Here is a 23,710-nt window from a genome sequence, read left to right as displayed (position 1 = left end):
AGCATCCATGAACGTCGGAATCTCGTGCAACGCGCTGGGCTACAGCGGTGGCAGCGAGCGCTACGCGATGGACTTGGTGCGCGGCTTGCATGAGCGCGCCATCCGTCCCGTGTTCTTCGCCAAGATGGTGGACAAGGCGCTTCCTGAATATCGCCAGGTCAAGGCTGTTGCATTGCCAACGCGCAAGCTGCCCGGCAAATTGAATGACCACGCGTTCGGCTGGCTCGTGCGCCATCTGGCCAAGCGCGAGCACATCGATCTGATGATCGGCTGCAACCGCACAGGCGCTTCGGATATTGCGATTTGCGGCGGTACGCACGTCGGCTATCTGAAGAGCTTTTCGAAAGAGGCCGCGTTTTGGGATCGCCAGCAGATCGCCCTGGAGCGCAGAGACTATGTGCGCTCGCACGTTGTCGTGGCGCACTCGCGGCTGATGGCGCAGGAGGTGCTCGATTATTACGACATTCCTGCTGCCAAGGTAAAGACGGTGTACCCCCCGGTGAGTGAGACGAAGTTCTCGCCGGTGGATGACGCAGAGCGCCAGCGCCTGCGCGATGAGCTTGGCTTCGCGAAGGATCGGGTCACGTTTTTGTTCCCGTCGTCGAGCCACAAGCGCAAGGGCTATCCGCTGCTGGAGGCTTTCTTCTCCAAGACGGATCTGCCAGTGCAACTGGTGGTCATCGGGCGCCCGGTGTCCTCGTCCTCGCCCAACATCCGCTACCTGGGATATCGCAAGGACATCGAGAACGTCTACCGCGCAGCGGACTACACGATCCTCGCTTCGCACTACGAGCCGTTCGGGCTGATTGGGGTGGAGTCCGTGCTGTGCGGCACGCCTGCCGTACTGGCAGCCAATATCGCTTGCACCGAGGTGATCTCGGTCGAAGGAGCACCCACCTTCGACCTGGATGATCCAGCCACGCTGGCGCGCACGATTGAGGCAGCTGTTGCCCGTGCGCTGGCTGGGCAGGCGCGCTTGGCGAATCCGCGTGAGCACCTGCGCTATGACCCGAGCATCGCTGCGCACATCGATGCCCTGCTGGCGCTTGCACCTGGCGCGGGGACATTGCGATGAGCGGCTTGATGCAACGTGGCCGGACACTGATATCCAGCGCGCCGGCGGCGCTGGCCGTGTTTGGAATCGCCATCCTGCCGGCCTTCATGCTGTCGGTGCGCGGCGCAGCGTTCCTTTCCTTCTTGCTGCTGCTGGTTGCTGCGTTGTGGTCGATGCTGGCCTCCCCTGCGGATGCCATGAATCGACTGCGAGCGATGTGGCATGAACACCGCTGGCTGATTCTCGCCATGGCCGCCATGCCGACGGCGATGCTGATCAGTGCCCAGTTGAACCCTGCCGCACCGCGCAGTGTGCCATTTGCCTATGGCCGGCTCTGGCTGTTCGGGCTGGCGCTGTTTGCGCTGTTGCAATTGCGGCCTACACAGCTGGAGAGCGTGCAGTGGGGCTGCGTTGCGGGCGCGCTTGCCTCAGCTGTGTGGGCTTATCTCGAATTGCGGGCGGGCCGAGTTGGCATGGTCGGGGCGTTCTCCAATGCCATTCCGTTTGGCAACCTTTCGCTTCTGATGGCGTTGTTCGCCCTCATGTCAATTGGTTGGACGGAAGATGACGGCTGGGCCCTGATTGGGCTGCGTCTGTTAGCTGGCTGTGCCGGGCTCTATGCATCGTACCTGTCGCAGGCGCGGGGCGGATGGATTGCAATCCCCGTACTACTGTTGATCGCCGTGGCGACGCTGCGGCATGTGAGCTGGAAGAAACGATTGACGGCCTTATTGTTGTTCTTTGTGTTCCTGACTGCCGTATGCGTATCGTCCAGTGCGGTCCGTACCCGCTTTGACCAGGCCATGGAAGACATCCACGCCTATCAGGCTGGCCAGACCAACACGTCGGTTGGCATCCGTTTCCAGTTGTGGAAAGCCGCCACGCTGATGTTGACGCGCCACCCATTAGCCGGGGTGGGGCGAGGCCAATTCGGGCCCACTCTCAAGGCGATTCACGCCGAAGGCCTGATCACGCAGGAAGCGACGGCCTTCGAGCATGCCCACAATGAGTTTCTATACAATGGCGCCACGCTTGGCGTGCTGGGCATCGGCGCATTGCTGGCGTTGTACCTGGTGCCCGCCGCGTACTTTCTGCGCGCCGCGCTGTGCGACGACCGCGCTTTGCGGACGACGGGCGCGATGGGTCTCACGCTCTGTGTCGGCTTTCTACTGTTTGGGTTGACCGAAGTGATGCTGATCATCGCCCAGACGGTCGTGTTCTACAGCGTGATGGTAGCGATATTCACCGCGCATATTCACCGGCGCCGGCAGCAGCTTGGCGCCGCTCCCGTTTTCTAAGACTGTTTTCGCATGCCTGCATCCAATCGAGCTACGCTCGCCGTCATCATCGTCGCCAAGAACGAAGCCGCCGATATCGGCGACTGCATCCGCTCGGTGCGCGACTGGGCGGACGACGTCATCGTCTTCGACTCGGGCAGCACGGACGGCACGCAGGACATCTGTCGCCAGCTCGGTGCGCGCGTGTTCGAGACGGACTGGCCCGGCTACGGCGAGCAGTCCAACCGCGCCTTGCGCGAGGCGCGCACCGACTGGGTGCTTTCGCTGGACGCCGACGAGCGCATCAGCCCCGAATTGCGGGCCGAGATGATCGCCGTACTGGAATCGGGCAGCCCGCACACTGTCTACTCCATGCCGCGCAGCTCGAGTTTTTGTGGCCGCTTCATGAAGCATTCGGGCTGGTGGCCGGACCGCATTCGTCGCTTCTTCAAGCGCGAGCAGGTGACGTTCTTCGATGCGCCGGTGCACTCGCACCTGGTCTTCGAGGGTACGGTGGGCGATTTCCGCGCCCCGATCATCCATTATTCGATTCCTGACCTGAAGGCTGCACTCGACAAGGCCAACGATTATTCGACCGCCGGTGCCGCTGCGGCTTATGCCAAGGGCAAGCGCGCGTCCTTGGGCAGTGCCATCGGCCACGGGCTGTGGGCGTTCATCCGTACGTACATCATCCAGCGGGGTTTCCTCGATGGGGCGGAGGGCTTCATGCTGGCCGTGTCGAACGCTGAGGGCACGTATTACCGCTACGTCAAGCTGATGATGCTGCATCGTCATGGCAAGCGCTGAGCCGCCGCGTCGCATCGCCCTCATCGTTACGACGTATAACCGCCCGGACGCGCTGGTTCGCGTACTGACCGGCTGTGGCGCACAGACCGATCGCGCATTCGACGTCATCGTCGCCGACGACGGTTCGCGCGATGACACACGCGTGGCGGTCGAAGCCGCCGCCAAGATCGCGCCGTATCCGCTGCGCCATGTCTGGCATCCCGACGACGGATTTCGTGCTGGTGAGATCCGCAACCGCGGCGTGCTGGCGACGGACGCCGACTACCTCGTTTTTCTCGATGGCGATTGCGTGCCGCGTCCGGATTTTGTGGCGCGTCACCGCGCGTTGGCCGAGCGGGGGCGCCTGCTGTCCGGTAGTCGCATCCTGCTGAATGAGGCAATGACGCGCGAGGTTGTCACCCAGCAGATCGACATTCACCTGAAGGATCGCGCGTATTGGTTTGCTGCCCGGCGCGCGGGCCGCATCAACAAGTTCCTGCCGCTATTGGTGCCGGGTTTGCCGATGCCGCGTACCTTCAAGGACACCAGTCTGCGCGGCATCAAGAGCTGCAACCTTGGCGTGTGGCGCAGCGATTTCGAGCGCGTGAACGGTTTCGATCAGAGCTTCGTCGGATGGGGCCATGAAGACGCCGATCTGGCGGTTCGCCTTTATAACGCCGGCGTGCGGCGCAAGCGCGGCTTTTGCGCGACCGAAGTCTTCCACCTATGGCATCGCGAGCAATCGCGGGAGCAGGAAAGCCCCAACTATCAACGCATGATGGCTCGGCGCAATACCGACATCATCCGTGCAGACGTCGGGCTTGCAGAGCTGCGAGAGCAGGGAACCTGAGCAGGGCTGTCATGCTCACCAGGTCTTCTTCTGCTTCACGATGCCGAGAAACGGCCGCACGAAAATCTGATAGAGGAACTTGCGCACGAAGATCTGGCGCAGATGATGTCCGAGCCCCAGGCGGGTGTCGGCTTCGCGGCTTTTGATAGCGCGATCGGCTTCCAGGTTCGAGCCGCTATCGAAGTTCTGCACGCCAATCACATAAGGCACGACCGCACGCATCTGCACGATGCCTTCGCGCTCGAACTTGTACCAATAGTCTGCGGCCAGCCACACGGGATAGAGCTGCTCGACCATGCGCTTGGCCGCGGCGCGCGTGACGAAATAGCCATGAGCGAGCCACTGGTAGTTGGCAAGCTTGACCGTGCGGTGGTTCGCTGTCAGCGGCCGGGCACTGCGCTTGTAGTAACGGTCGATGTGCGTGAGCAGCGTGACAACGGGCTCGTCGGGTGACACGCTCCGTGCCAGCGCGTCGAGCACGGCTGGCACATCCGGCCCGAGTTTGGCGTCGTCTTCCAGAATGAGCGCGTAGGGCAGGTCCTGCTCAATGATTGCCCGGTAGACGCCGAGGTGGCTGAGCGCGCAGCCGACTTCGCCGACGGTCAATTCGCGGCTTTGGCCTGTGGCGCGTGCGTGGTCATAGTGGCGCGCAAGCTCGTCGGCGGGAAGTGTCTTGCCGTACACACCGGGGAAGCGGCGATGCGGCAGGCCCAACGCATCGAGTTGCCGCTCCAGGGCTTCGCGGCGCCCGGCGTCGTGGTCGAGATTGATGAAGAACGTGGGAACGCGCGAACTCATTGCGGAAGCGTCAGGTGGTACGCCGGCCACGCTGAACCGGGCATTACGCAGCAGGATGGGCCGGGTGGTGGATTGCCGCTAAAATGCCGGGTCGCCCGTCTGTCGGATGACAAACGCTGCAACGCACTTTATGGCGGCCATGCGATCGCCATGCGACGCAAGCTGCCCACCCTCATTTGAAAACGCCGTGAGTATACAAGCAAAGTCTGATCACCCAGCGCCCGCCAAGCCGATGCTCAAGCGGTTGTGGGGCTACCTTCGCCCCGAATTGACCGCCTTCATCCTGGCAATGGTCGCCATGGGTGTGGTGGCGGCCACAGAGGGGATCATCCCCAAGGTCGTGAAGGATCTGCTGGATCAGGGCTTCGGTGGTGAGTACGCCGGCAAGCTGTGGCAGGTGCCGGCCATGCTGGTGGGTATTGCCGTCGTGCGCGGCATTGCGCAATTTGCATCGACGTATCTGTTGAGCCTTGTGTCGAACAAGGTGCTGCTGAATCTGCGGATGAAGATGTTCGAGCGCCTCCTGCAAGCGCCGGCTTCTTACTATCAGCGCAATACGGCGGCGTCGATCATCAACGCAGTCATCTTTGAGGTCAACCAAGTGCTGCAGGTGCTCACCGGCGTGTTCATCACACTGGTGCGCGACTCGATGACGGTGCTGGCGCTGCTGACCTTTCTCTTCTATACCAACTGGCGTTTGACGCTGGTAGTGGCGGTGATCCTGCCGATCATCGGTCTGCTGATGTCGCGTATTAACCGCCGTCTCCGCTCGCTCAACCGCGAAAGCCAGAACCTGACCAACCAGGCCGCCTATGTGGTGGAAGAGGCTGTGGGCGGCTACAAGGTCGTCAAGCTGCATGGCGGCGAGGCGTATGAATCGCTGCGCTTCAATGCCATGACGAACCGTCTGCGTGGTTATGCCATGCGCGTGGCTGTGGCCGGTGGCCTGAACCAGCCAGTGACGCAGTTCCTGGCGGCGCTGGCGCTGTCGGTCATCCTGGCCATCGCCATGTTGCAGGCGCAGGCCAACCAGACCACGGTCGGCGGCTTTACCGGCTTTGTGATGGCGATGCTGCTGCTGATCTCGCCGCTTAAGCACCTGACCGACGTGAATCAGCCGCTGCAGCGCGGCCTGACCGCCGCCGAATTCATCTTTGGCCTGATCGACACGCCGATCGAGCCGCAAGAAGGCGGCAAGAAGATCGATCGTGCCCGCGGCGATGTCCGCTTCGACAACGTCACGTTCCGCTATGGCGAAGATGGCCGGGCAGCGCTCGACAACGTCAACTTGCATGTCAAGCCGGGCGAGGTCGTCGCGCTGGTCGGGCCGTCGGGCAGTGGCAAGACCACGCTGGTGAACCTGCTGCCGCGCTTCTTCGATCCGACCTCGGGCACGATCTCTCTCGACGGCGATGCGCTGGCGGACCTGGCCCTGCATGACTTGCGTCGGCAGATCGCCTTCGTGAGCCAGGATGTGGTGCTGTTCAACGACACCATCGCAGCCAACGTGGCCTATGGCGCGCGGGACGCCTCCGAGATCGACATGGCACGCGTGCGCCGTGCGCTCGAAGCGGCCTACCTGACCGATGTGGTCGACAACCTGCCCGAGGGCATCGATACCAATATCGGCGACAACGGCTCGAAGCTGTCCGGCGGACAGCGCCAGCGCCTGGCGATTGCCCGCGCGATCTACAAGGATGCGCCGATCCTGATCCTGGACGAAGCGACGTCCGCACTGGATTCGGAGTCCGAGCGCCAGGTGCAGGCCGCGCTCGAACGCCTGATGGAAGGGCGTACGACGCTGGTGATCGCGCACCGCCTGTCGACCATCGAAAATGCCGACCGGATCATCGTGCTTGAGCACGGGAAGATTGCGGAAGCGGGAACGCACCGCGAACTCATCGAGCGCGATGGGTTGTATGCTGGACTCCACCGCATCCAGTTCGCTACCCAGTAAGCCTTGCTCTCGGGCGGCGTGCTCAGGATGCTCAAATCAAAGGAGACATCGTGACGACCACCACGCCGCCCATCAGCCGGTTCCCCGTTCCTGAGCTGGCTGATATTCCTGAAGATATCCGCGCGCGCATCCTCGACGTGCAGGAGAAAAGCGGCTTTGTGCCGAACGTCTTCCTGGCGCTGTCGCATCGGCCCGACGAATGCCGCGCCTTTTTCGCGTACCACGATGCGCTGATGCTGCGCGAAGGCAGCAGTCTCACCAAGGGCGAGCGCGAGATGATCGTGGTCGCCACCTCCGCCGCCAACCAGTGCCTGTATTGCGTGGTCGCGCACGGCGCCATCCTCCGTATCTACGAGAAGAAGCCGCTGGTGGCCGACCAGGTTGCCGTCAATTACCGTAAGGCCGACATCACGCCGCGGCAGCGCGCCATGCTCGACTTTGCGATGAAAGTCTGCACCGCTTCGCACACCGTCAATGACGCCGACTATGAAGCATTGCGTGCGCACGGCTTCGATGATGAGGACATCTGGGACATCACCGGCATCACCGCATTCTTCGGCCTGTCGAACCGAATGGCGAATGTGATTTCGATGCGGCCCAATGACGAGTTCTACCTGCTTGGCCGCGTGCCGCGCGAGAAGAAATAGGCGCCCCGGGCCTACGCCGTCAGCTCGCGCAGCGCTTCGAGCAGCTTGACGGCTGGGCTCGGCAGAATGCCGTGGCGGCGCCGGAACGCAGTCAGTGTGCGGCGCGCCACCAGGCCGGGAATGGGCAATGGCTCGATCACACCGGCGCGGCGCTCGGCATCGATCATCGGTTCCGCCATCCAGCTGAGAAATCCCGAGCGCGCCACCAGGCTCTTGAGCGCTGTCACCGAGCGTGTTTCCACCACGATGTTCGGCAAGCCAAGGCCCGCTGCCTCGAACACCTGACGCATGTGCTCGTACGGACCGGTGCCGCGCGGCGGCACAGCCCAGAATGCATCGAGCGTATCGGCCAGCGTCAGGCCGGGGCGGTCGCGCAACGCATGCTCGGGCGATGCGACCACGAAGCTGGCGTCCTCCCAGCGGCAATCCGCGATGGCGATGATTTCGTCGGTATCCGGCATCGCCATCGACAGCGCGAGGTCGATTTCGTGCTTGACCAGCCCCTCGGCCAGGCGATCCCACACGCCTTCGAGAATTTCCACGCGCAGGTTTGGCCACCGCGCGACCAACGTGCCGACGGCTAGCGGCAACACATAGCTGGCAATGCTCCCGACTGCGCCCACGCGGATGGTCCCCTTGGAGAGGCCGCGCATCGCGTTGATTTCTTCACGGGCGTAATCGGCCTCGTGCTGCAGCAGCGATGCGTGGGGCAGGAGCGCCTGCCCGATCGCGGTGAGCTGCATTCCCTTTGAGTGCCGCTCGAACAGGGGGGCGCCCACTTCGTCTTCCAACCGCTTGACGATGCGGCTGAGCGCCGGCTGGGTGACGTGCAGCACTTCTGCTGCGCGGCCAAGACTGCCGGCGGAAACGATGGTGGTGAATGCGCGCAGCTGGCGCAGATCGAAAGTCATGTCAAAAGGTAATGACTTTCTCGAAATAATTCAATATCCCGTTAAGAACTACGGATTCCATACTGGCGACCTGTTCCAAGGAGATGGCCCGTATGACCCGCACCTCGCTCGCGCTGACCACCGTGCGCGACGCCACCATCGAGCTGCTGCGCCGGCTCGGCATGACGCACGTGTTCGGCAACCCCGGCTCGACCGAGCTACCGATGTTTCGCGATTTTCCGGAGGACTTCCGCTACATCCTCGGCTTGCAGGAAGCCGTGGTGGTGGGCATGGCGGACGGCTTTGCGCAGGCTACCGGCAACGCGGCGTTGGTGAACCTGCACTCGGCGGCCGGCGTCGGCAACGCCATGGGCAACATCTTCACGGCGTTCAAGAATCGCACGCCCTTGGTGATCACCGCCGGGCAGCAGGCACGCTCCATCCTGCCGTTCGATCCGTTTCTCGCGTCCAATCAGGCGACCGAGCTGCCCAAGCCGTACGTCAAATGGAGCATCGAGCCCGCGCGTGCACAGGACGTGCCGCTGGCGCTGGCTCGCGCGTATCACATCGCGATGCAGGAGCCGCGAGGCCCGGTGCTGGTATCCATTCCCGTGGATGACTGGGACCAGCCGACGGAACCCGTCGCCGTGCACGAAGTGGCCACCGCGGTGCGGCCCGATCCGGTCACGCTGGCGCGCATCGGCGACGTGCTCGACGCGGCACAGCGGCCGGCGTTCGTGGTGGGGGCTGCCATTGACCGCGCTGGCGCGTGGGATGCCGTCGTGCAACTCGCCGAGAGGCATAACGCGCGCGTATTCACGGCACCGATGGCCGGGCGTGGCGCGTTTCCTGAAGACCACCGCCTGTTCGCCGGCTTCTTGCCCGCGATGCGCGAAAAAATCGTCAGCCTGCTGCAGGGGCACGACGTGGTGTTTGCGCTCGGCGCCCCTGCGTTTACGTACCACGTGGAAGGCCATGGGCCGCATGTGCCGGTCGGGGCGAAGCTCGTGCAGTTGATCGACGATCCAGCGACCGCTGCCTGGACGCCCGAAGGCATTTCCGCCGTGGGCAACATGCGTCTGGGCGTGCTGGATTTGCTCGCTCGCCCCGCGCCACCGGCTCGGCCGGCGCCGCCACCCCGCGTCAAATCGCCGCGCGCTGAGCCGGGTTCGCCCATGTCGGTTGCGTTTGCGTTACAGACGCTCGATGCCGTACGCGGCCTGGCGGACATCGTCGTCGAAGAGGCGCCGAGCGCCCGATCGACCATGCAGGCCTACTTGCCGATGCGCCGCGCTGGCGCGTTCTACACCATGGACAGCGGCGGATTGGGCTACGGCATGCCGGCCGCTGTCGGCGTGGCACTTGCGAAACCCGGCACACGCGTGATTGGCCTGATTGGCGATGGATCGAGCATGTATTCGATCCAGGCGCTGTGGAGCGCGGCGCTGCTCAAGTTGCCCATGACGTTCGTGATCCTGAACAACGGCCGCTATGCTGCCTTGCAGGATTTCGCACCGGTGTTCGGCTTTGCGCCCACCGATGCGGTGCAGGGCACGGATCTGCGCGGCATCGACTTTGTCGGCCTGGCCCACGCCTTGGGCTGCACCGGTCAGCGCGTGAGTGACCCCCATGCGCTGGAGGCTGTGATGCGCCGCGCCCTGCAATCCACCGGACCAACCTTGATTGAAGTGGAGATCGGTTGATGACGAACACGAATGTTGCCCCGCTGGATGCGGCCCACACCATTGCGATGCTGATCAACGGAGAGCGCGTGCAAGCCGCCAATGGTGCCGTGTTCGAGCGGCGCAATCCGCTTGACGGCACTGTCGCCACGCGCGCGCCAGCTGCAACGGCGGAGGATGCCCGTCGCGCAGTCGATGCCGCCGCTGCTGCATTCCCGGCATGGGCTGCAATGGGACCGACAGAGCGCCGTGCGTTGCTCATGCGCGCTGCCCAGGCACTTGAGGCGAAGGGCGAGGCTTTTGCCGCCGCGATGGCTGCTGAAACGGGCGCCTCCGCGCTGTGGGCCGGCTTCAACGTGCATCTTGCTGCGAGCGGTCTGCAGGAAGCCGCGGCCATGGTCACGCAGATCGCGGGCGAGATCATTCCGTCCGACGTGCCCGGCAGCCTCGCCTTGGGTGTGCGCCAGCCGGCGGGCGTGGTGCTCGGAATTGCTCCATGGAATGCGCCGGTCATCCTCGCCGTGCGGGCGATTGCGCTGCCGCTGGCATGCGGCAACACTGTCGTGCTCAAGGGCTCGGAAGTTTCGCCGGCCACGCACGGGCTCATCATCGAAGCCTTGCAGGAGGCGGGCTTGCCAAACGGCGTAGTCAATTTCGTGACGAATGCCCCGGCCGACGCGGGCGTGATCGTGGAGGCGATGATCGCGCACCCCGCCGTGCGGCGCGTCAACTTTACCGGCTCAACGCGTGTGGGCCGCATCATCGCGCAGACGTGCGCGACATATCTGAAACCTGTGGTGCTGGAACTGGGCGGCAAGGCGCCGCTGCTGGTGTTGGCGGATGCGGACATCGACGCCGCTGTCGACGGCGCGGCCTTCGGCGCGTTTGCCAATTCGGGCCAGATCTGCATGTCCACCGAGCGCATCATCGTCGATGAATCCATCGCCGATGCATTTGTCGCCAAGCTGGCGGCCAAGGCTGCGGCGCTGCCGCTTGGCGATCCGCGCAAGGGGCCGGCAGTGCTGGGCTCGGTGGTCGACATGAGTACCGTCGAACGCTGCAACCACCTCATCGACGATGCGCTCGCCAAAGGCGCGAAGCTGCTGTGCGGCGGCAAGGCCACCAGTACGCTGATGCCCGCCACGCTTCTCGACCACGTGACGCCCGACATGCTGATCTACTCAGAAGAATCATTCGGCCCCGTCAAGGGCATCGTGCGTGTGAACGGCGACGATGCCGCCGTTGCCTGTGCGAATGACAACGCATACGGCTTGTCGTCCGCCGTGTTCAGCCGCGATGTCGCCCGCGCCATGAACGTCGCGCGCCGCATCGAATCCGGCATCTGCCACATCAACGGTCCGACCGTGCACGACGAGGCGCAGATGCCGTTTGGCGGCGTCAAGGCAAGCGGCTTCGGGCGGTTCGGCGGCCGCGCCGGTGTGGCCGAGTTCACCGAGCTGCGCTGGATGACGGTGCAGACCACGCCGCGCCACTACCCGTTCTGAGCTGAGATGCCGATGAAGATCGCCATTCTTGGAGCGGGCGCGATGGGCTCGCTGTTTGGCGGGTTGCTGGCCGAAGCCGACCAGCATGTCACGCTGCTCGACATCAACGATGCACATCTGCACGCCATCGCCGCGCGCGGTTTGCGGCTGGAAACCGATTGGGGCGACCGTCATGTCGGCAACCTGCAGGCGCTGCGTCCGGGCGATGCGGCCGATGTGCCGGACTTGCTGATCGTCTTCACCAAGTCCATGCACACACGCGCCGCAGTGGCGAGCGTGCGTCATCTGATTGGCCCAGCGACACATGTACTGACGCTGCAGAACGGGCTGGGCAATGTGGAGGCGCTGGCTTCGATGGTGCAGCGAGAGCGCATCTTTGTTGGCGTCACGACGTGGCCGGCAGATTTGGTTGGCCCGGGCCACGTGCGCTCAAATGGCACGGGCGAGATCCGCCTGATGAGCGCTGACGGCGAGCGGCCCGCGATACTCGCACGCGTGGTGGATGTGCTGTCCGCAGCAGGCCTGAACTGCCAGGCCGATGCCAACGTGTGGGGCGCCGTGTGGGAGAAAGTCGCTTTCAATGCCGCACTCAACCCGCTGTGTACGGTGCTGAACCGGCCCGTCGATGCGCTGGGGGCGGTAGAAGACGGCCCGGCGCTGGCGCTGACCATCGTAGACGAAGTGCTGGCCGTGGCGTGCGCCAGCGGCATTACCGTTGATGCCGGAAAGGTGAACGACAACGTACGGCACGCCATCGTCGCGCATCGCGGGCACAAGCCATCGATGCTGCAGGACGTGCTGGCCGGTCGCCCGACCGAGATCGAATCCATCAATGGCGCCGTGGTAGCGACGGCGCGGCGGCATGGCGTGCCCGTGCCGCACACCGAGACCTTGATGCAGCTCGTGCGGTTGGTGCAGGTACAGGCGCAGGCGGCACACCAGCAGGAGCATTAGCGGGCCGAGCAACCCAAGCTTTCATTCGATGGCGCGCAGACGCCACTTCAACGGAGACAAACCATGATGAGCAGTTCCAGATGGGTGAGCGCGACGCTGGTATGGCGTTGCGCTTTCGCATGTGTGCCGTCCCAGCGGAGGCCCGCATGAATCAGAACCCCACCACGGTCGATATCGGCACCGTCCTCGATGATGGGCCGTTTTCCCTCGCGCAGAAGATGGCGGTGCTGCTTGCGGCCTTCGCCATCGTCATGGACGGCTTTGACGGCCAGTTGATTGGTTTTGCCATCCCCGTGCTGATCAAGGAATGGAGCATCACGCGCAACGCGTTTGCCCCGGCGGTGGCAGCGGGCCTCATCGGCATGGGGCTGGGCAGCGCGTTGGCGGGCTTGTTTGCCGACCGCTTCGGGAGACGCTTGGCGCTGATCGGCAGCGTGTTTCTGTTTGGCGTAGCGACGTGCTCGATCGGGTTTGCGCCCAACGTGGCCACGATTGCCGCGCTGCGATTCATCGCGGGCCTGGGCATTGGCGGCGCGCTGCCAAGCTCCACGACGATGACGGCGGAGTTCACGCCTGGGCGTCGCCGCACGCTGGCGGTGACGGCCACGATCGTCTGCGTGCCGTTGGGCGGGATGCTGGCGGGCCTGTTTGCCGGCCAAGTGCTGCCGCTCTATGGCTGGCGCGGGCTGTTCTGGATTGGCGGTGCGCTACCGCTCGTGCTTGGATTTGTGTTGGTGGCCGCGCTGCCCGAGTCACCGCGCTTCCTGGCGCGCCGCCAGTCGGATTGGCCGCGACTGGCGCAGCTGCTGACCAAGATGGAGCGCGATGTGCCCGCCAACGCGGTGTTTGCCGATGTGGCTGGCCAGAAGGTCATTCAACACGCAAGTTTCCGCTCCCTCTTCGCGCCGGGCCAAGCGCGTGACACGATTGCGCTCTGGGCAGCGTTTTTCATGTGCCTGCTCGCTGTGTACGCAGCGTTCAGTTGGCTGCCGACGATGCTCGCTTCAGAAGGTTTGAGCGTGAGCGTGGCGGGCTCGGGGCTGACCGCGTACAACCTTGGCGGCGTGATCGGCGCTTTGGCTTGCGCGGTGACGATCGCCCGATGGGGTTCGCGCTGGCCAATGGCGCTGTGTTGCGTGGGCGCGGCCGCGAGCGCCTTTGCGTTGCAGGGCGTCGACGCCAAGCTGAACACGAATCTGTTGATCGTCGGCCTTGGGCTGCACGGCCTGTTTGTCAACGCGGTGCAATCGACGATGTATGCGCTGTGTGCCTACGTTTATCCGACGGCGGTGCGCGCGACGGGCACGGCATCCGCGGTGGCATTTGGGCGCGTGGGCGCCATCCTCAGCGCGTTTGCCGGCGCGATCGTCATCACAGCTGGCGGTTCGGTGGCCTATCTGGCCATGCTCGGGACCGTGATGTTGGTCGTGCTCGCCGCACTGCTCGCCATGCGCGAGCAGATTCCGCGTCTGACGGAGCGGGAGCAAGCACCCCTGGCCGCCGCATCGGTTTCGCACGGCAGCCCGGTCAAGCCGTAGCCGCCGCGCTTGGGCGCAGTGCTACATCAGGATGATGTCGTACTGCTCCTGGCTGGCCGCGGACGATTCCACCTGCAGTGAAATCGGCTTGCCGATGAAATCGCCCAGCATCGCGAGGTGCTGGCTTTCTTCTTCCAGGAACAGGTCGATGACCGACTGCGACGCGAGGATGCGGAATTCGCGCGGATTGAACTGCCGCGACTCGCGCATGATCTCGCGCAGGATGTCGTAGCACACCGTGCGCGGCGTCTTCACCTGGCCCTTGCCCTGGCATACCGGGCACTGCTCGCACAGCACATGCGCGAGCGATTCGCGCGTGCGTTTGCGCGTCATCTCCACCAGCCCAAGTTGCGAAAAGCTGTTGACCGTGATGCGTGTACGGTCGCGCGACAGCGCCTTGCGCAGTTCGGCGAGCACCGCATCGCGATGCTCGGCGGACTCCATGTCGATGAAGTCGATGATGATGATGCCGCCCAGGTTGCGCAGCCGAAGTTGACGCGCGATGGTGTGCGCCGCTTCCAGGTTCGTCTTGAAAATCGTGTCGTCGAAGTTGCGCGCGCCCACGTAACCGCCGGTGTTGACGTCGATCGTCGTCATCGCCTCGGTCTGGTCGATCATCAGGTAGCCGCCCGATTTCAGGTCGACCCGGCGCGACAGCGCGCGCTCGACTTCAGCCTCGATGTTGTACAGGTCGAAGATTGGCCGTTCACCGGTGTAGTGCGTCAGGCGATCGACCACGGCTGGCGTGTATTCCTGCGCAAATTCGATGAGCTTCTGGTGGTTCTCGCGCGAATCGACCTGGATGCTGCGCGTTTCGTCCGTTACGAAATCGCGCAGCACGCGCTGGGCAAGATTCAGGTCCTGGTACAGGATCGACGGGGCGGGCAGGGTTGTCGCGTTGTGGCGGATGGTCGCCCAGATCTTGCGCAGGTAAGCGACGTCGTTGGCGAGTTCCTCGTCGGTCGACTCCTCGGCGATCGTGCGCACAATGAAACCGCCGCGTTCTTCGGTGGGCACCATGGCGGTCACCCGTGCGCGCAGCGCTTCACGCTCGGCCTCATTGCCGATCTTCTGCGAGATACCGATGTGCGGGTCTTGCGGCAGATACACCAGCGTGCGGCCGGCGATGCTCACCTGGGTGGACAGCCGTGCGCCCTTGGTGCCGATCGGGTCTTTGATGACCTGGACCATCAGCGCCTGACCTTCGAAGAGCGTCTTCTCGATGGCGACTTGCGGTGTGGGCGGCGCGTCCTTCGCGTCGCGCGGGTGCCAAATGTCAGCCACATGCAAGAACGCCGCACGCTCCAGCCCGATGTCGATGAAGGCCGACTGCATGCCAGGCAGCACGCGCACCACCTTGCCAAGGTAAATGTTGCCGACCAGGCCGCGCGTCAGCGTGCGCTCGATGTGAAGCTCCTGAACGGCGGCTTGCTGGACGATAGCCACGCGCGTTTCTTGCGGCGTGATATTGACGAGGATGTCTTCGGACATGGAGAGGTACCAGGAGAGCGGGTTTCAGCACCCGCCTCTGGGCCGGACAGGGTTGCCCGAAGCGTGTCATGAAACCGGCCCTCGCACGCTGTCCGGCGCGTGCATCGGTGGCCGGTCAGAGAGCGCGAGTTACAGCGTGATTCACAGCGTGATGCCCGCCTGTGCGAGCAGTGCGGCGGTCTCGAACAGGGGTAGACCCATGATACCCGAATAGCTTCCCGAAATATGGGCCACAAAGGCGGCTGCGCGCCCCTGGATGCCGTACGCGCCCGCCTTGCCAAAGGGCTCGCCGCTGGCGATGTAGCGGGCGATGTCGTTGTCCGTCAGCACGGCAAAGCGCACGTCCGAAACGGACAGCGCGTGCATCGGCGTGCCGTCGGCCTTGACGACGGTGACGGCGGTCAGCACGCGGTGTTCGCGCCCTGACATGCCGCGCAGCATGCGGTGGGCGTCGGCTGCTTCAGCGGGTTTGCCGAGGATCTCGCCGCCCAGGCACACCGTCGTGTCAGACGTGAGGATCGGCAAAGCGGGGAGGTTGCGTGCAGTGCGGCGACGCACAGCCGCCTGCGCCTTCAATGCGCAGACACGTTGAACGTAGTCGTCGGGCGTCTCGCCGGGGAGCTCGGCTTCCAGCGCTTCCGCATCTTCATCGTCGCTGGCGAGCAGCAGCTCGAAGCGCGCGCCGATCTGGCGCAGCAGTTCCTGTCGGCGCGGGCTTTGCGAGGCGAGATAGAGGTGAGGCGCGCCGTGTGCATCCATGGTCATACGCGGTGATACGGGTGGTTCTGCGTGATGCTCCATGCGCGGTAGAGCTGCTCGGCCAGCAGCACACGCACCATGCCGTGGGGCAGCGTCAGGCTCGACAGGCGGATCAGCGTACGGGCTTTTGCCTTGAGTGCCGGGTCCAGCCCATCCGCGCCGCCAATCACGAACGCGATGTCGCCGCCTTCCTGTTGCCATCCGGTGAGCGATTCAGCCAGCGCGACGGTGGTGAGGTCCTTGCCGCGCTCATCCAGCGCGATCATGCGGCAGCCCTTGGGCAGCGCGGCTTCAATGCGCGCGGCTTCAAGCTGCATGACGGTGGCGGCGGTGCGGCTGCCCGAGCGTTGCTCGGGCTTGATCTCGCGCAGTTCGATGCGCAGTTCGGGCGGCATGCGCTTGGCATATTCAGAGAAGCCTTCCTCGATCCAGGACGGCATCTTGTGCCCGACGGCAACGATCAGCAACTGCATGGTGAGACGGTCTGCCAGACGTTACGCCGCGCGCTTCTTGGCTGGCGCGCGCTTGGCTGCCGTCTTGGTGGCCGTTTTTGCGGCGGTTTTGGTGGCCGTCTTCGTGGCGGTCTTGCCCGTGCCGGCCGCGCGCTTGGTGGCGGGCTTCTTGGCAGCCGTCTTGGCGGGCGCCTTCTTGGCCGGCGCTGCAGCCTTGGTCGGGCGCTCGCCTGCCAGCTTCGGCTTGGTGGTCCGGCGCTTGGCGGGCGTGACCTCTTCGGCCTCGTCTTCCTCGTCGTCGTAGCCTTCGCTGGCCTTGGGCAGGCCACGCTTGCCCGTGCCGCCGAGTTCGATGCGCACCGGCTTGTCACCCCAGATTTCTTCGAGGTTGTAGTACTGGCGCAGTTGCGGCTGCATGATGTGGACCACGGCGTCGCCGCAGTCGACCAGCACCCATTCGCCCACGTCTTCGCCTTCCACGGCGATGATGTGGCCGCCGGCTTCCTTGACGGCGTCACGCACGGAGGCGGCGAGGGCCTTGGTCTGGCGGTTGGAGGTGCCGCTGGCAATGACCGTGCGGTCGAACAGTTCGGTCAGGTGCGTCGTATTGAAGACCTTGATGTCTTGCGCCTTGACGTCTTCGAGCGCGTCGACGATCACGCGTTGTAGTTTGCGAATATCCATACTGAGTGAGAAGAACGTTTAAAGGGCGAGAAAAAAGGTCAAAAAGGGCGTGAATGTGGTCAATCACGCGGTCAAGCACTGACCGTGCCGTTGGCGCGGCGGTACAGCGAATGCGATTGGATCAGGTCCGCCACGCCGGCCGGCAAGTCGGCGTCGCAGCGTGCGCCGGTGGCCAGCTGCTGGCGCAGGCGGGTGGATGACAGGTCGACGGCCAAGGTCTGGTCGATCCACATATGGCCAGCGGGTGCGCATTGTATCAATGCCGTGTCGCCGCGGCGCACATCGAGTTCGCGCTGTACCGGCACATGCAATGCCTGAAGGTCGAAACCCGGGCGTGTGGCGACGCACAGGTGGACGTATTCGAACAGGTCTTGCCAGCCGTGCCAGGTGTCCAGGCCGACGAGCTGGTCGGCCCCCATGAGCCACGCCATGGAGGTATCCGGGCCGTAGACGCCGCGCAATTCGCGCACGGTGTCGATGGTGTAGCTCGGGCCGTGGCGGTCGACTTCCATGCTGCTGACATGGACACGGGCGTGGCCTCCGAGGACCGAACGGGCGGCCAGCTCGGTCATCGCGAAGCGTAGCGGTGCTGGTGTGATGTCAGCCGCCTTCTGCCAGGACACGCCGGTCGGAATCCACAGCAGTTCATCGAGGTCGAGGCGGGCAATACACAGCTCGGCCAGCGCAACGTGGCCGATATGCGGCGGATCGAACGTGCCGCCCAGCAAGCCAAGCCGGTAGGGGCGATCGAGAGTGGGGCGCGCGAACGTGGGAAGCGTCATACCCAATCGCGCGCCGGCAGGAAATCGGTGTACAGCGCGGCCTCGGGCGACCCCGGTTCCGGCTGCCAGTCGTAGCGCCAGTTGGCCACCGGCGGCATCGACATCAGGATCGATTCCGCGCGACCGCCGCTTTGCAGGCCAAACAGCGTGCCGCGATCGAATACCAGGTTGAACTCGACATAGCGGCCACGTCGATAGGCCTGGAACGCGCGTTCGCGCTCACCGTAGGGTGTGGTGTGGCGTTGTTCGGCGATGGGCAGCCAGGCGGGCAGGAAGGCGTCGCCGACCGAGCGCATCATTTCGAAGCTGCGCTCGAAGCCCAGCTCCGCAAAGTCGTCAAAGAAAACGCCGCCGACGCCGCGCGCCTCCTTGCGGTGCTTCAGGTAGAAATAGTCGTCGCACCATTGCTTGAAGCGCGGATACAGCTCGTCGCCGTACGGGGCAAGGGCGCTTTGGCAGGTGCGGTGGAAATGCGAGGCGTCTTCGGTGAAGCCGTAGTAGGGCGTCAGATCCATGCCGCCACCGAACCACCATACGGGCTCGGCGTCTGGGCGCACGGCGACGAAGCAGCGCACATTCATGTGCACCGTCGGCACGTAGGGGTTGCGCGGATGGAAGACGAGCGACACGCCCATCGCCTCGAAACCGCGCCCCGCCAATTCGGGCCGGTTGGCCGTCGCCGAAGGGGGCAGGGTGTCGCCCAATACATGCGAGAAGCCAACGCCGCCGCGTTCAAGCAGCGTGCCGCCTTCCAGGATGCGTGTGCGACCGCTGCCGCGCAGGCGTTCGGTGGGCGGCTTTTCCCATGCGTCGGTGACGAATGTGCCGCCGTCCAGCGCGCTGGCGGCAGTGGTGATGCGATCCTGCAGGTCCAGCAGGTAGGCGCGGACGGCTTGGGTATCCATGCGATCAGAAGGGGGCCGCCCGTCGAGGCGAGGGCCGAGTCATACGGTTGTCACCATTGTAGCGGGCGGGCCGCCGGGGCAAGTCGGGGATCACCCGGGGTGACGGATGCCGCGCCTGCCCCATGATGGGGCGCCAGCGCGGCGTGCTGTCGCTCAATGGCGGATGGCGCGATGGCCGATATCGGTCCGGTACTGGGCGCCGTCAAAGTGGATCTGCTCGATGGCGTTGTACGCCGCACGCTGGGCTGCCTTCACGGTATCTGCCAGGCCCACCACGCACAGCACCCGGCCGCCGTTGGTGGTCAGCACGCCGTCTTTGAGCGTGGTGCCTGCGTGGAAGGTGACGCTGTCTTCGGTTTCCTTCGGGATGCCGGTGATGACGTCGCCTTTGCGCGGTGTGTCCGGGTAATTGTGCGCGGCCATCACCACGCCCAGCGCAGTGCGGCGATCCCAGTCCAGCTCCATGCCGTCAAGCTTGCCGTCGATGGCGCGGTCGAGCACGTCGTACAGGTCGGTCTTCATGCGCGCCATGATGGGCTGCGTTTCCGGATCGCCCATGCGGCAATTGAATTCGAGCGTCTTGGGATTGCCTTCAGCGTCGATCATCAGGCCGGCATACAGGAAGCCGGTGTACGGAATGCCGTCTTTTTCCATACCGCGGATGGTCGGCATGATGATCTCGCGCAGTGCGCGTGCGTGCAGCGTGGGCGTGACCACCGGCGCGGGCGAGTAGGCGCCCATGCCGCCCGTGTTGGGGCCGGCGTCGCCGTCGAGCAGGCGCTTGTGGTCCTGGCTAGTGGCCAGCGCGACGACGTTCTTGCCGTCGCACACGACGATGAAGCTCGCTTCTTCGCCGGCGAGGAATTCTTCGATCACCACACGCGCACCGGCGTCACCGAGGCGGTTGTCGGCCAGCATCATGTCGATGGCGCTGTGCGCCTCTTCGGCCGTCATGGCTACGACCACGCCCTTGCCGGCGGCCAGGCCATCGGCCTTGATGACGATCGGAGCGCCTTCCTGGTCAACATACGCATGTGCCTGGGCAGCATCGCCAAAGGTCTGGTACTTGGCGGTCGGAATGCCATGGCGGTGCATGAACGCCTTGGCGAAATCCTTCGACGATTCGAGCTGCGCGGCGGCCTTGGTCGGCCCGAAGATGCGCAGGCCCTTAGCGCGGAACAGGTCGACGATGCCGGCGGCCAGCGGCGCTTCCGGGCCGACCACCGTGAAGTGGATGCCTTCGCGCTCGGCAAAGGCGGCCAGCACTTCCGGATCCGTGATCGGGAGGTTTTGCAGGCGCTTGTCCAGCGCCGTGCCGCCGTTGCCGGGGGCCACATACACCACCTGTACCTTGGGCGAGCGTGCCAGCTTCCATGCCAGGGCGTGCTCTCGACCGCCCGAACCGACCACCATCACTTTCATGCTGTACCTACCTGAAATTGCAAATCCGATTCGAAATCTGGAAAACAAAAACGGCGATCGTGAGGTCGATCGCCGTTATGCGCGTGTCCGGGGGCTTACTCCCCGATGACCGCGTTGGTGAAGACTTCCTGCACGTCGTCCAGGTTTTCCAGGACGTCGAGCAGCTTCTGCATCTTGACCGCGTCTTCGCCGGTGAACACGACTTCGGTCTGCGGCTTCATGATGACTTCGGCCAGTTCGGCCTTGAAGCCAGCGGCTTCCAGCGCGGTCTTGACCTTGGCGAAATCGTGGGGCGGGCAGATGACTTCGAGCGAGCCGTCGTCGTGCGTGATGACGTCATCGGCGCCGGCTTCGAGCGCGGCGTCCATCAGCTTGTCTTCGGGCGTGCCGGGGGCAAAGATGAACTGGCCGATATGGTCGAACAGGAACGCGACGGAGCCCGATGTGCCCATATTGCCGCCGTACTTGTCGAACCCGTGACGGACTTCGGCCACGGTACGCGTGCGGTTGTCGGTCAGACAGTCGACGATCACGGCGGCGCCGTTGATGCCATAGCCTTCGTAGCGGATTTCCTCGTAGTTCGCGCCTTCCAGGCCGCCCACGCCGCGCTGGATCGCGCGGTTGATGTTGTCCTTCGGCATGTTCGCGTCGGTGGCCTTGTCCATGGCCAGGCGCAGGCGCGGGTTGGAGTCGGCATCGCCGCCGCCCAGGCGGGCCGCCACGGTGATTTCCTTGATCAGGCGCGTCCAAATCTTGCCGCGCTTGGCGTCGGCAGCGGCTTTCTTATGCTTGATGTTGGCCCATTTGGAATGACCGGCCATGAAACTCTCCGAGCGGAATGCAGTGGAATCTGGCGCCCAGATGGCGGTTTGACGCCACCTGCACGCTCTATAATCGGTCGCGGATTTTAGCATGCTGCACACGCCCGCCGCCCCGTCCGTCTGGTCGAGTGGCCGGTGTGTTGCCCCCCCAGATTGATCCTCGTCCAAACGCCATGACCGATCCCATCCTGATTGCCAAGAACGCCAAAGCCGAGTTGGTGCTGTTGCCCCAACTCGCGAACCGGCATGGCTTGATCACCGGCGCCACCGGCACCGGCAAGACCGTCACCCTGCAAACGATCGCCCAGGGCCTGTCGAAGATTGGCGTATCGGTCTTTCTGGCCGACGTGAAAGGTGATCTGACCGGCATCTCGCAACCCGGCCAACCAAACGACAAGCTCAAGGCCCGCCTGCAGGAGCGCGGCCTGGAAGAGCCGCAATGGGCCGGTTGCCCTGTCACGTTGTGGGATGTGTATGGCGAACGCGGCCACCCCGTGCGCGCCACCGTGTCCGACATGGGCCCGCTGATGCTTTCCCGCATGCTGGAGCTGAATGACATCCAGACCGGCGTGCTGAACCTCGTCTTCAAAATTGCGGACGACTCGGGCCTCGCGCTGCTCGACATGAAAGACCTGCGTGCGATGTTGCAGCACGTGGGCGAGCATGCGTCTGACTACACGAACAAGTACGGGAACATCTCGTCGGCCAGCATTGGCGCCATCCAGCGCAACCTGATCGCGCTGGAAGAACAGGGCGCCGACCGGTTCTTTGGCGAGCCAATGCTCGACATCAACGACCTGATGCAGACGGTGCGCGGCCAGGGCGTGATCAACATCCTGGCAGCCGACAAGCTGCTCAATGCGCCCAAGTTGTATGCGACGTTCTTGCTGTGGATGCTCTCCGAACTGTTCGAGCATCTGCCGGAGGTGGGCGACGTAGACAAGCCCAAACTCGCTTTCTTCTTTGACGAGGCGCACCTGCTGTTCAACGATGCGCCGCCGTCCCTGCTGCAGAAGGTGGAGCAGGTGGTGCGATTGATCCGCTCGAAAGGTGTGGGCGTGTACTTCGTGACGCAGAACCCGGCCGACGTGCCGGATACGGTGCTCGGCCAGCTCGGCAACCGCGTGCAGCACGCGCTGCGGGCCTTCACGCCGCGCGACCAGAAGGCCGTGAAGGCGGCCGCGACAACGATGCGCGCAAATCCCGAATTCAGCATCGAAGAGGCCATTGGTGAGTTGGCCGTGGGCGAAGCGCTGATCTCCATGCTGGACGAGGGCGGCCGCCCGGAGGTCACGCAGCGTGCGTTTGTCGTCCCGCCGGCATCGCGCATCGGCCCGATCTCGGACGACGAGCGCCGCGCGCTGATGGCGAATTCGCTGGTGGCCGGCCGCTACGACACGGCAATCGACCGCGAATCGGCGTACGAAATCCTGAACGGCCGCGTGGCGAAGGGCGGGGCGACATCTGCGCCTGCACCGGGTTCCATCGGCACGGATTTCGGGGCATCGACTGGTTCAGCACCCGCATCGGCGCCCGCGCCCGCGCCACAGGAGAGCGGCGGCTGGCTGGGCGATGTCGGCTCGATCCTCACAAAGGGTACGGGCCGCAGCGGCCGTGGCGATTCGATTGTCGAAACGTTGGCCAAGTCGACGATGCGCACCATCGGTTCCACCGTAGGGCGCGAAATCGTGCGCGGCGTGCTGGGCAGCATCCTGGGCGGATCGAAGAGGCGCTGAGCGCTTCCGACGTACCAAAGACAACAGCCGGCATTGCCGGCTGTTTTTGTTTGCGCTGAGAATGCGCGATCAGTTTTTCGTGCCGAACAGGCGGTCGCCCGCATCGCCTAGGCCCGGGATGATGTAGGCGTTTTCATCCAGGTGCGAATCGAGCGAAGCCACAAACAGCTTCACGCCCGGATGCGCCTTCTGGAACACCTCTACGCCTTCGGGCGCCGCCACGAGTGCCAGGAACAGGATGTTCTCGTCGGGCACGCCGCGTTTCTTCATCACGTCGACGGCGTGTACGGCCGAGTAACCGGTGGCGACCATCGGATCGCACAGGATGAAGGTGCGGTCTTCCAGGTCGGGCAGCCGCACGAGGTATTCCACCGGACGGTGCTGCTCATCACGGTACACGCCGATATGGCCGATACGCGCCGACGGAATCAGTTCGATCAAGCCGTCGCTCATACCCACGCCCGCACGCAGCACCGGCACCACGGCCAGCTTGCGGCCGGCGATGACGGGCGCTTCCATCGGGCCCATCGGCGTGTCGATGTGGCGGCTGGTCAGCGGCAGGTTGCGGGTGATCTCGTAGCCCATCAGCAGCGTGATCTCACGCAGCAACTCGCGGAACGTGCGTGTCGACGTGTCCTTGTCGCGCATGTGCGTGAGCTTGTGCTGGATCAGCGGGTGGTTGAGGATGAACAGGTTCGGAAAGCGCGGATCTTGTTTCAT

At 64.3% G+C, this 23,710-nt stretch carries 22 protein-coding genes; 11 read left to right on the top strand and 11 right to left on the bottom strand.

Translation table 11 applies throughout. From position 1 onward, the window contains the following. Nucleotides 1–7: 7 nt before the first annotated feature. The 4 genes from RP6297_RS10030 to RP6297_RS10015 are packed head-to-tail and all read left to right on the top strand — an operon-like array spanning nucleotide 8 to nucleotide 3,967. A complete protein-coding gene (locus RP6297_RS10030) occupies nucleotides 8–1,075 on the top strand; it encodes a glycosyltransferase family 4 protein (protein WP_037028422.1) in 1,068 nt (355 codons plus the stop codon). Continuing rightward, nucleotides 1,072–2,352 carry an O-antigen ligase family protein gene (locus RP6297_RS10025; RefSeq protein WP_037028423.1) on the top strand — a complete coding sequence of 427 codons (1,281 nt, stop codon included), beginning with the start codon at nucleotides 1,072–1,074 and terminating at the stop codon, nucleotides 2,350–2,352. Before RP6297_RS10030 ends, RP6297_RS10025 begins: the two co-directional genes overlap by 4 nt. Nucleotides 2,353–2,364: 12 nt before the next feature. Beyond that, nucleotides 2,365–3,138: a glycosyltransferase family 2 protein gene (locus RP6297_RS10020; RefSeq protein ID WP_012762406.1), complete on the top strand. Its 774-nt coding sequence runs from the start codon at nucleotides 2,365–2,367 to the stop codon at nucleotides 3,136–3,138. Next, the gene (locus tag RP6297_RS10015) at nucleotides 3,125–3,967 is read left to right on the top strand and encodes a glycosyltransferase family 2 protein (protein WP_012762405.1); all 843 of its coding nucleotides are present in this window, start codon (nucleotides 3,125–3,127) and stop codon (nucleotides 3,965–3,967) included. Before RP6297_RS10020 ends, RP6297_RS10015 begins: the two co-directional genes overlap by 14 nt. A 15-nt stretch (nucleotides 3,968–3,982) precedes the next feature. Here the strand turns inward: RP6297_RS10015 and RP6297_RS10010 are convergent, their stop codons facing one another. Further along, the gene (locus RP6297_RS10010; protein ID WP_037028426.1) at nucleotides 3,983–4,765 is read right to left on the bottom strand and encodes a glycosyltransferase family 25 protein; all 783 of its coding nucleotides are present in this window, start codon (nucleotides 4,763–4,765) and stop codon (nucleotides 3,983–3,985) included. A gap of 232 nt (nucleotides 4,766–4,997) precedes the next feature. On the opposite strand from RP6297_RS10010, the gene msbA reads away from it, so the two are divergent. Both msbA and RP6297_RS10000 read left to right on the top strand, forming a co-directional pair. Further along, the gene (msbA, locus tag RP6297_RS10005) at nucleotides 4,998–6,722 is read left to right on the top strand and encodes a lipid A export permease/ATP-binding protein MsbA (RefSeq protein WP_037028429.1); all 1,725 of its coding nucleotides are present in this window, start codon (nucleotides 4,998–5,000) and stop codon (nucleotides 6,720–6,722) included. Between the two features lie 50 nt (nucleotides 6,723–6,772). Next, on the top strand, nucleotides 6,773–7,369 hold the full coding sequence (locus tag RP6297_RS10000; protein ID WP_037028430.1) for a peroxidase-related enzyme: 597 nt from the start codon (nucleotides 6,773–6,775) through the stop codon (nucleotides 7,367–7,369). Nucleotides 7,370–7,380: 11 nt separating this feature from the next. Here the strand turns inward: RP6297_RS10000 and RP6297_RS09995 are convergent, their stop codons facing one another. Then, on the bottom strand, nucleotides 7,381–8,280 hold the full coding sequence (locus RP6297_RS09995) for a LysR family transcriptional regulator (protein WP_037028433.1): 900 nt from the start codon (nucleotides 8,278–8,280) through the stop codon (nucleotides 7,381–7,383). Nucleotides 8,281–8,372: 92 nt separating this feature from the next. Between RP6297_RS09995 and mdlC the strand changes: the two genes are divergently transcribed. The 4 genes from mdlC to RP6297_RS09975 all read left to right on the top strand — a co-directional run bounded on the left by mdlC (nucleotide 8,373) and on the right by RP6297_RS09975 (nucleotide 13,938). Then, nucleotides 8,373–9,962 (top strand): benzoylformate decarboxylase, encoded by a 1,590-nt coding sequence (gene mdlC / locus RP6297_RS09990; RefSeq protein ID WP_037028434.1) that lies wholly within the window; start codon nucleotides 8,373–8,375, stop codon nucleotides 9,960–9,962. Continuing rightward, on the top strand, nucleotides 9,962–11,446 hold the full coding sequence (locus tag RP6297_RS09985; protein ID WP_051917742.1) for an aldehyde dehydrogenase: 1,485 nt from the start codon (nucleotides 9,962–9,964) through the stop codon (nucleotides 11,444–11,446). The genes mdlC and RP6297_RS09985 overlap by 1 nt, the downstream gene beginning before the upstream one ends. A gap of 12 nt (nucleotides 11,447–11,458) precedes the next feature. Continuing rightward, the gene (locus tag RP6297_RS09980; RefSeq protein WP_037028436.1) at nucleotides 11,459–12,400 is read left to right on the top strand and encodes a ketopantoate reductase family protein; all 942 of its coding nucleotides are present in this window, start codon (nucleotides 11,459–11,461) and stop codon (nucleotides 12,398–12,400) included. A 146-nt stretch (nucleotides 12,401–12,546) separates the two neighbouring features. Then, nucleotides 12,547–13,938, top strand: a complete 1,392-nt coding sequence (locus RP6297_RS09975) for an MFS transporter (protein ID WP_223293230.1) — start codon at nucleotides 12,547–12,549, stop codon at nucleotides 13,936–13,938. A 21-nt stretch (nucleotides 13,939–13,959) separates the two neighbouring features. On the opposite strand, the gene rng is transcribed toward RP6297_RS09975, so the two are convergent. From rng to RP6297_RS09935, 8 genes are all read right to left on the bottom strand, one after another. Beyond that, nucleotides 13,960–15,429 (bottom strand): ribonuclease G, encoded by a 1,470-nt coding sequence (rng, locus tag RP6297_RS09970; RefSeq protein WP_037028437.1) that lies wholly within the window; start codon nucleotides 15,427–15,429, stop codon nucleotides 13,960–13,962. A 141-nt stretch (nucleotides 15,430–15,570) separates the two neighbouring features. Then, the gene (locus RP6297_RS09965) at nucleotides 15,571–16,194 is read right to left on the bottom strand and encodes a Maf family protein (protein WP_037028439.1); all 624 of its coding nucleotides are present in this window, start codon (nucleotides 16,192–16,194) and stop codon (nucleotides 15,571–15,573) included. Next, entirely contained in the window at nucleotides 16,191–16,661 is a 471-nt protein-coding gene (gene rlmH / locus RP6297_RS09960) for a 23S rRNA (pseudouridine(1915)-N(3))-methyltransferase RlmH (protein ID WP_004631023.1), read from the bottom strand. The genes RP6297_RS09965 and rlmH overlap by 4 nt, the downstream gene beginning before the upstream one ends. 21 nt (nucleotides 16,662–16,682) lie before the next feature. Continuing rightward, nucleotides 16,683–17,324, bottom strand: coding sequence for a ribosome silencing factor (gene rsfS / locus RP6297_RS09955; protein ID WP_027680942.1), 642 nt, complete (start codon nucleotides 17,322–17,324; stop codon nucleotides 16,683–16,685). Nucleotides 17,325–17,395: 71 nt separating this feature from the next. Then, complete coding sequence (locus RP6297_RS09950; protein ID WP_037028441.1) at nucleotides 17,396–18,106, bottom strand: nicotinate-nucleotide adenylyltransferase; 711 nt, start codon at nucleotides 18,104–18,106, stop codon at nucleotides 17,396–17,398. Next, a complete protein-coding gene (gene hemF, locus RP6297_RS09945; protein WP_037028442.1) occupies nucleotides 18,103–19,011 on the bottom strand; it encodes an oxygen-dependent coproporphyrinogen oxidase in 909 nt (302 codons plus the stop codon). Before hemF ends, RP6297_RS09950 begins: the two co-directional genes overlap by 4 nt. A 153-nt stretch (nucleotides 19,012–19,164) precedes the next feature. Beyond that, the gene (purD, locus tag RP6297_RS09940; RefSeq protein WP_037028443.1) at nucleotides 19,165–20,433 is read right to left on the bottom strand and encodes a phosphoribosylamine--glycine ligase; all 1,269 of its coding nucleotides are present in this window, start codon (nucleotides 20,431–20,433) and stop codon (nucleotides 19,165–19,167) included. 95 nt (nucleotides 20,434–20,528) lie between these two features. After that, nucleotides 20,529–21,254 (bottom strand): YebC/PmpR family DNA-binding transcriptional regulator, encoded by a 726-nt coding sequence (locus RP6297_RS09935; RefSeq protein ID WP_004631018.1) that lies wholly within the window; start codon nucleotides 21,252–21,254, stop codon nucleotides 20,529–20,531. A gap of 173 nt (nucleotides 21,255–21,427) precedes the next feature. Here RP6297_RS09935 and RP6297_RS09930 point away from each other — a divergent pair, with 173 nt between their 5' ends. Beyond that, nucleotides 21,428–22,990: a helicase HerA-like C-terminal domain-containing protein gene (locus RP6297_RS09930; protein ID WP_037028445.1), complete on the top strand. Its 1,563-nt coding sequence runs from the start codon at nucleotides 21,428–21,430 to the stop codon at nucleotides 22,988–22,990. Nucleotides 22,991–23,059: 69 nt separating this feature from the next. Here RP6297_RS09930 and upp read toward each other — a convergent pair whose 3' ends face one another. Continuing rightward, complete coding sequence (gene upp, locus RP6297_RS09925; protein WP_012762388.1) at nucleotides 23,060–23,710, bottom strand: uracil phosphoribosyltransferase; 651 nt, start codon at nucleotides 23,708–23,710, stop codon at nucleotides 23,060–23,062.

Origin of the sequence: Ralstonia pickettii (genome assembly GCF_016466415.2) — a bacterium.
Classification (GTDB): Bacteria; Pseudomonadota; Gammaproteobacteria; order Burkholderiales; family Burkholderiaceae; genus Ralstonia; species Ralstonia pickettii.
The sequence above is the reverse complement of the archived record's forward strand: the minus strand, read 5'-3'. Positions and strand labels throughout refer to the sequence as shown.

What these genes read in the sequence shown, in the direction of transcription:
- purD (WP_037028443.1), bottom strand. Translation starts at nt 20,433, where the DNA reads ATGAAAGTGATGGTGGTCGGTTCGGGCGGTCGAGAGCACGCCCTGGCA.
- RP6297_RS09935 (WP_004631018.1), bottom strand. Translation starts at nt 21,254, where the DNA reads ATGGCCGGTCATTCCAAATGGGCCAACATCAAGCATAAGAAAGCCGCT.
- RP6297_RS09975 (WP_223293230.1), top strand. Translation starts at nt 12,547, where the DNA reads ATGAATCAGAACCCCACCACGGTCGATATCGGCACCGTCCTCGATGAT.
- RP6297_RS10015 (WP_012762405.1), top strand. Translation starts at nt 3,125, where the DNA reads ATGGCAAGCGCTGAGCCGCCGCGTCGCATCGCCCTCATCGTTACGACG.
- RP6297_RS09950 (WP_037028441.1), bottom strand. Translation starts at nt 18,106, where the DNA reads ATGACGCTTCCCACGTTCGCGCGCCCCACTCTCGATCGCCCCTACCGG.
- RP6297_RS09965 (WP_037028439.1), bottom strand. Translation starts at nt 16,194, where the DNA reads ATGACCATGGATGCACACGGCGCGCCTCACCTCTATCTCGCCTCGCAA.
- RP6297_RS09980 (WP_037028436.1), top strand. Translation starts at nt 11,459, where the DNA reads ATGAAGATCGCCATTCTTGGAGCGGGCGCGATGGGCTCGCTGTTTGGC.
- msbA (WP_037028429.1), top strand. Translation starts at nt 4,998, where the DNA reads ATGCTCAAGCGGTTGTGGGGCTACCTTCGCCCCGAATTGACCGCCTTC.
- RP6297_RS09930 (WP_037028445.1), top strand. Translation starts at nt 21,428, where the DNA reads ATGACCGATCCCATCCTGATTGCCAAGAACGCCAAAGCCGAGTTGGTG.
- rlmH (WP_004631023.1), bottom strand. Translation starts at nt 16,661, where the DNA reads ATGCAGTTGCTGATCGTTGCCGTCGGGCACAAGATGCCGTCCTGGATC.
- rsfS (WP_027680942.1), bottom strand. Translation starts at nt 17,324, where the DNA reads ATGGATATTCGCAAACTACAACGCGTGATCGTCGACGCGCTCGAAGAC.
- RP6297_RS10030 (WP_037028422.1), top strand. Translation starts at nt 8, where the DNA reads ATGAACGTCGGAATCTCGTGCAACGCGCTGGGCTACAGCGGTGGCAGC.
- upp (WP_012762388.1), bottom strand. Translation starts at nt 23,710, where the DNA reads ATGAAACAAGATCCGCGCTTTCCGAACCTGTTCATCCTCAACCACCCG.
- rng (WP_037028437.1), bottom strand. Translation starts at nt 15,429, where the DNA reads ATGTCCGAAGACATCCTCGTCAATATCACGCCGCAAGAAACGCGCGTG.
- RP6297_RS10025 (WP_037028423.1), top strand. Translation starts at nt 1,072, where the DNA reads ATGAGCGGCTTGATGCAACGTGGCCGGACACTGATATCCAGCGCGCCG.
- hemF (WP_037028442.1), bottom strand. Translation starts at nt 19,011, where the DNA reads ATGGATACCCAAGCCGTCCGCGCCTACCTGCTGGACCTGCAGGATCGC.
- RP6297_RS09995 (WP_037028433.1), bottom strand. Translation starts at nt 8,280, where the DNA reads ATGACTTTCGATCTGCGCCAGCTGCGCGCATTCACCACCATCGTTTCC.
- RP6297_RS10020 (WP_012762406.1), top strand. Translation starts at nt 2,365, where the DNA reads ATGCCTGCATCCAATCGAGCTACGCTCGCCGTCATCATCGTCGCCAAG.
- RP6297_RS09985 (WP_051917742.1), top strand. Translation starts at nt 9,962, where the DNA reads ATGACGAACACGAATGTTGCCCCGCTGGATGCGGCCCACACCATTGCG.
- RP6297_RS10010 (WP_037028426.1), bottom strand. Translation starts at nt 4,765, where the DNA reads ATGAGTTCGCGCGTTCCCACGTTCTTCATCAATCTCGACCACGACGCC.
- mdlC (WP_037028434.1), top strand. Translation starts at nt 8,373, where the DNA reads ATGACCCGCACCTCGCTCGCGCTGACCACCGTGCGCGACGCCACCATC.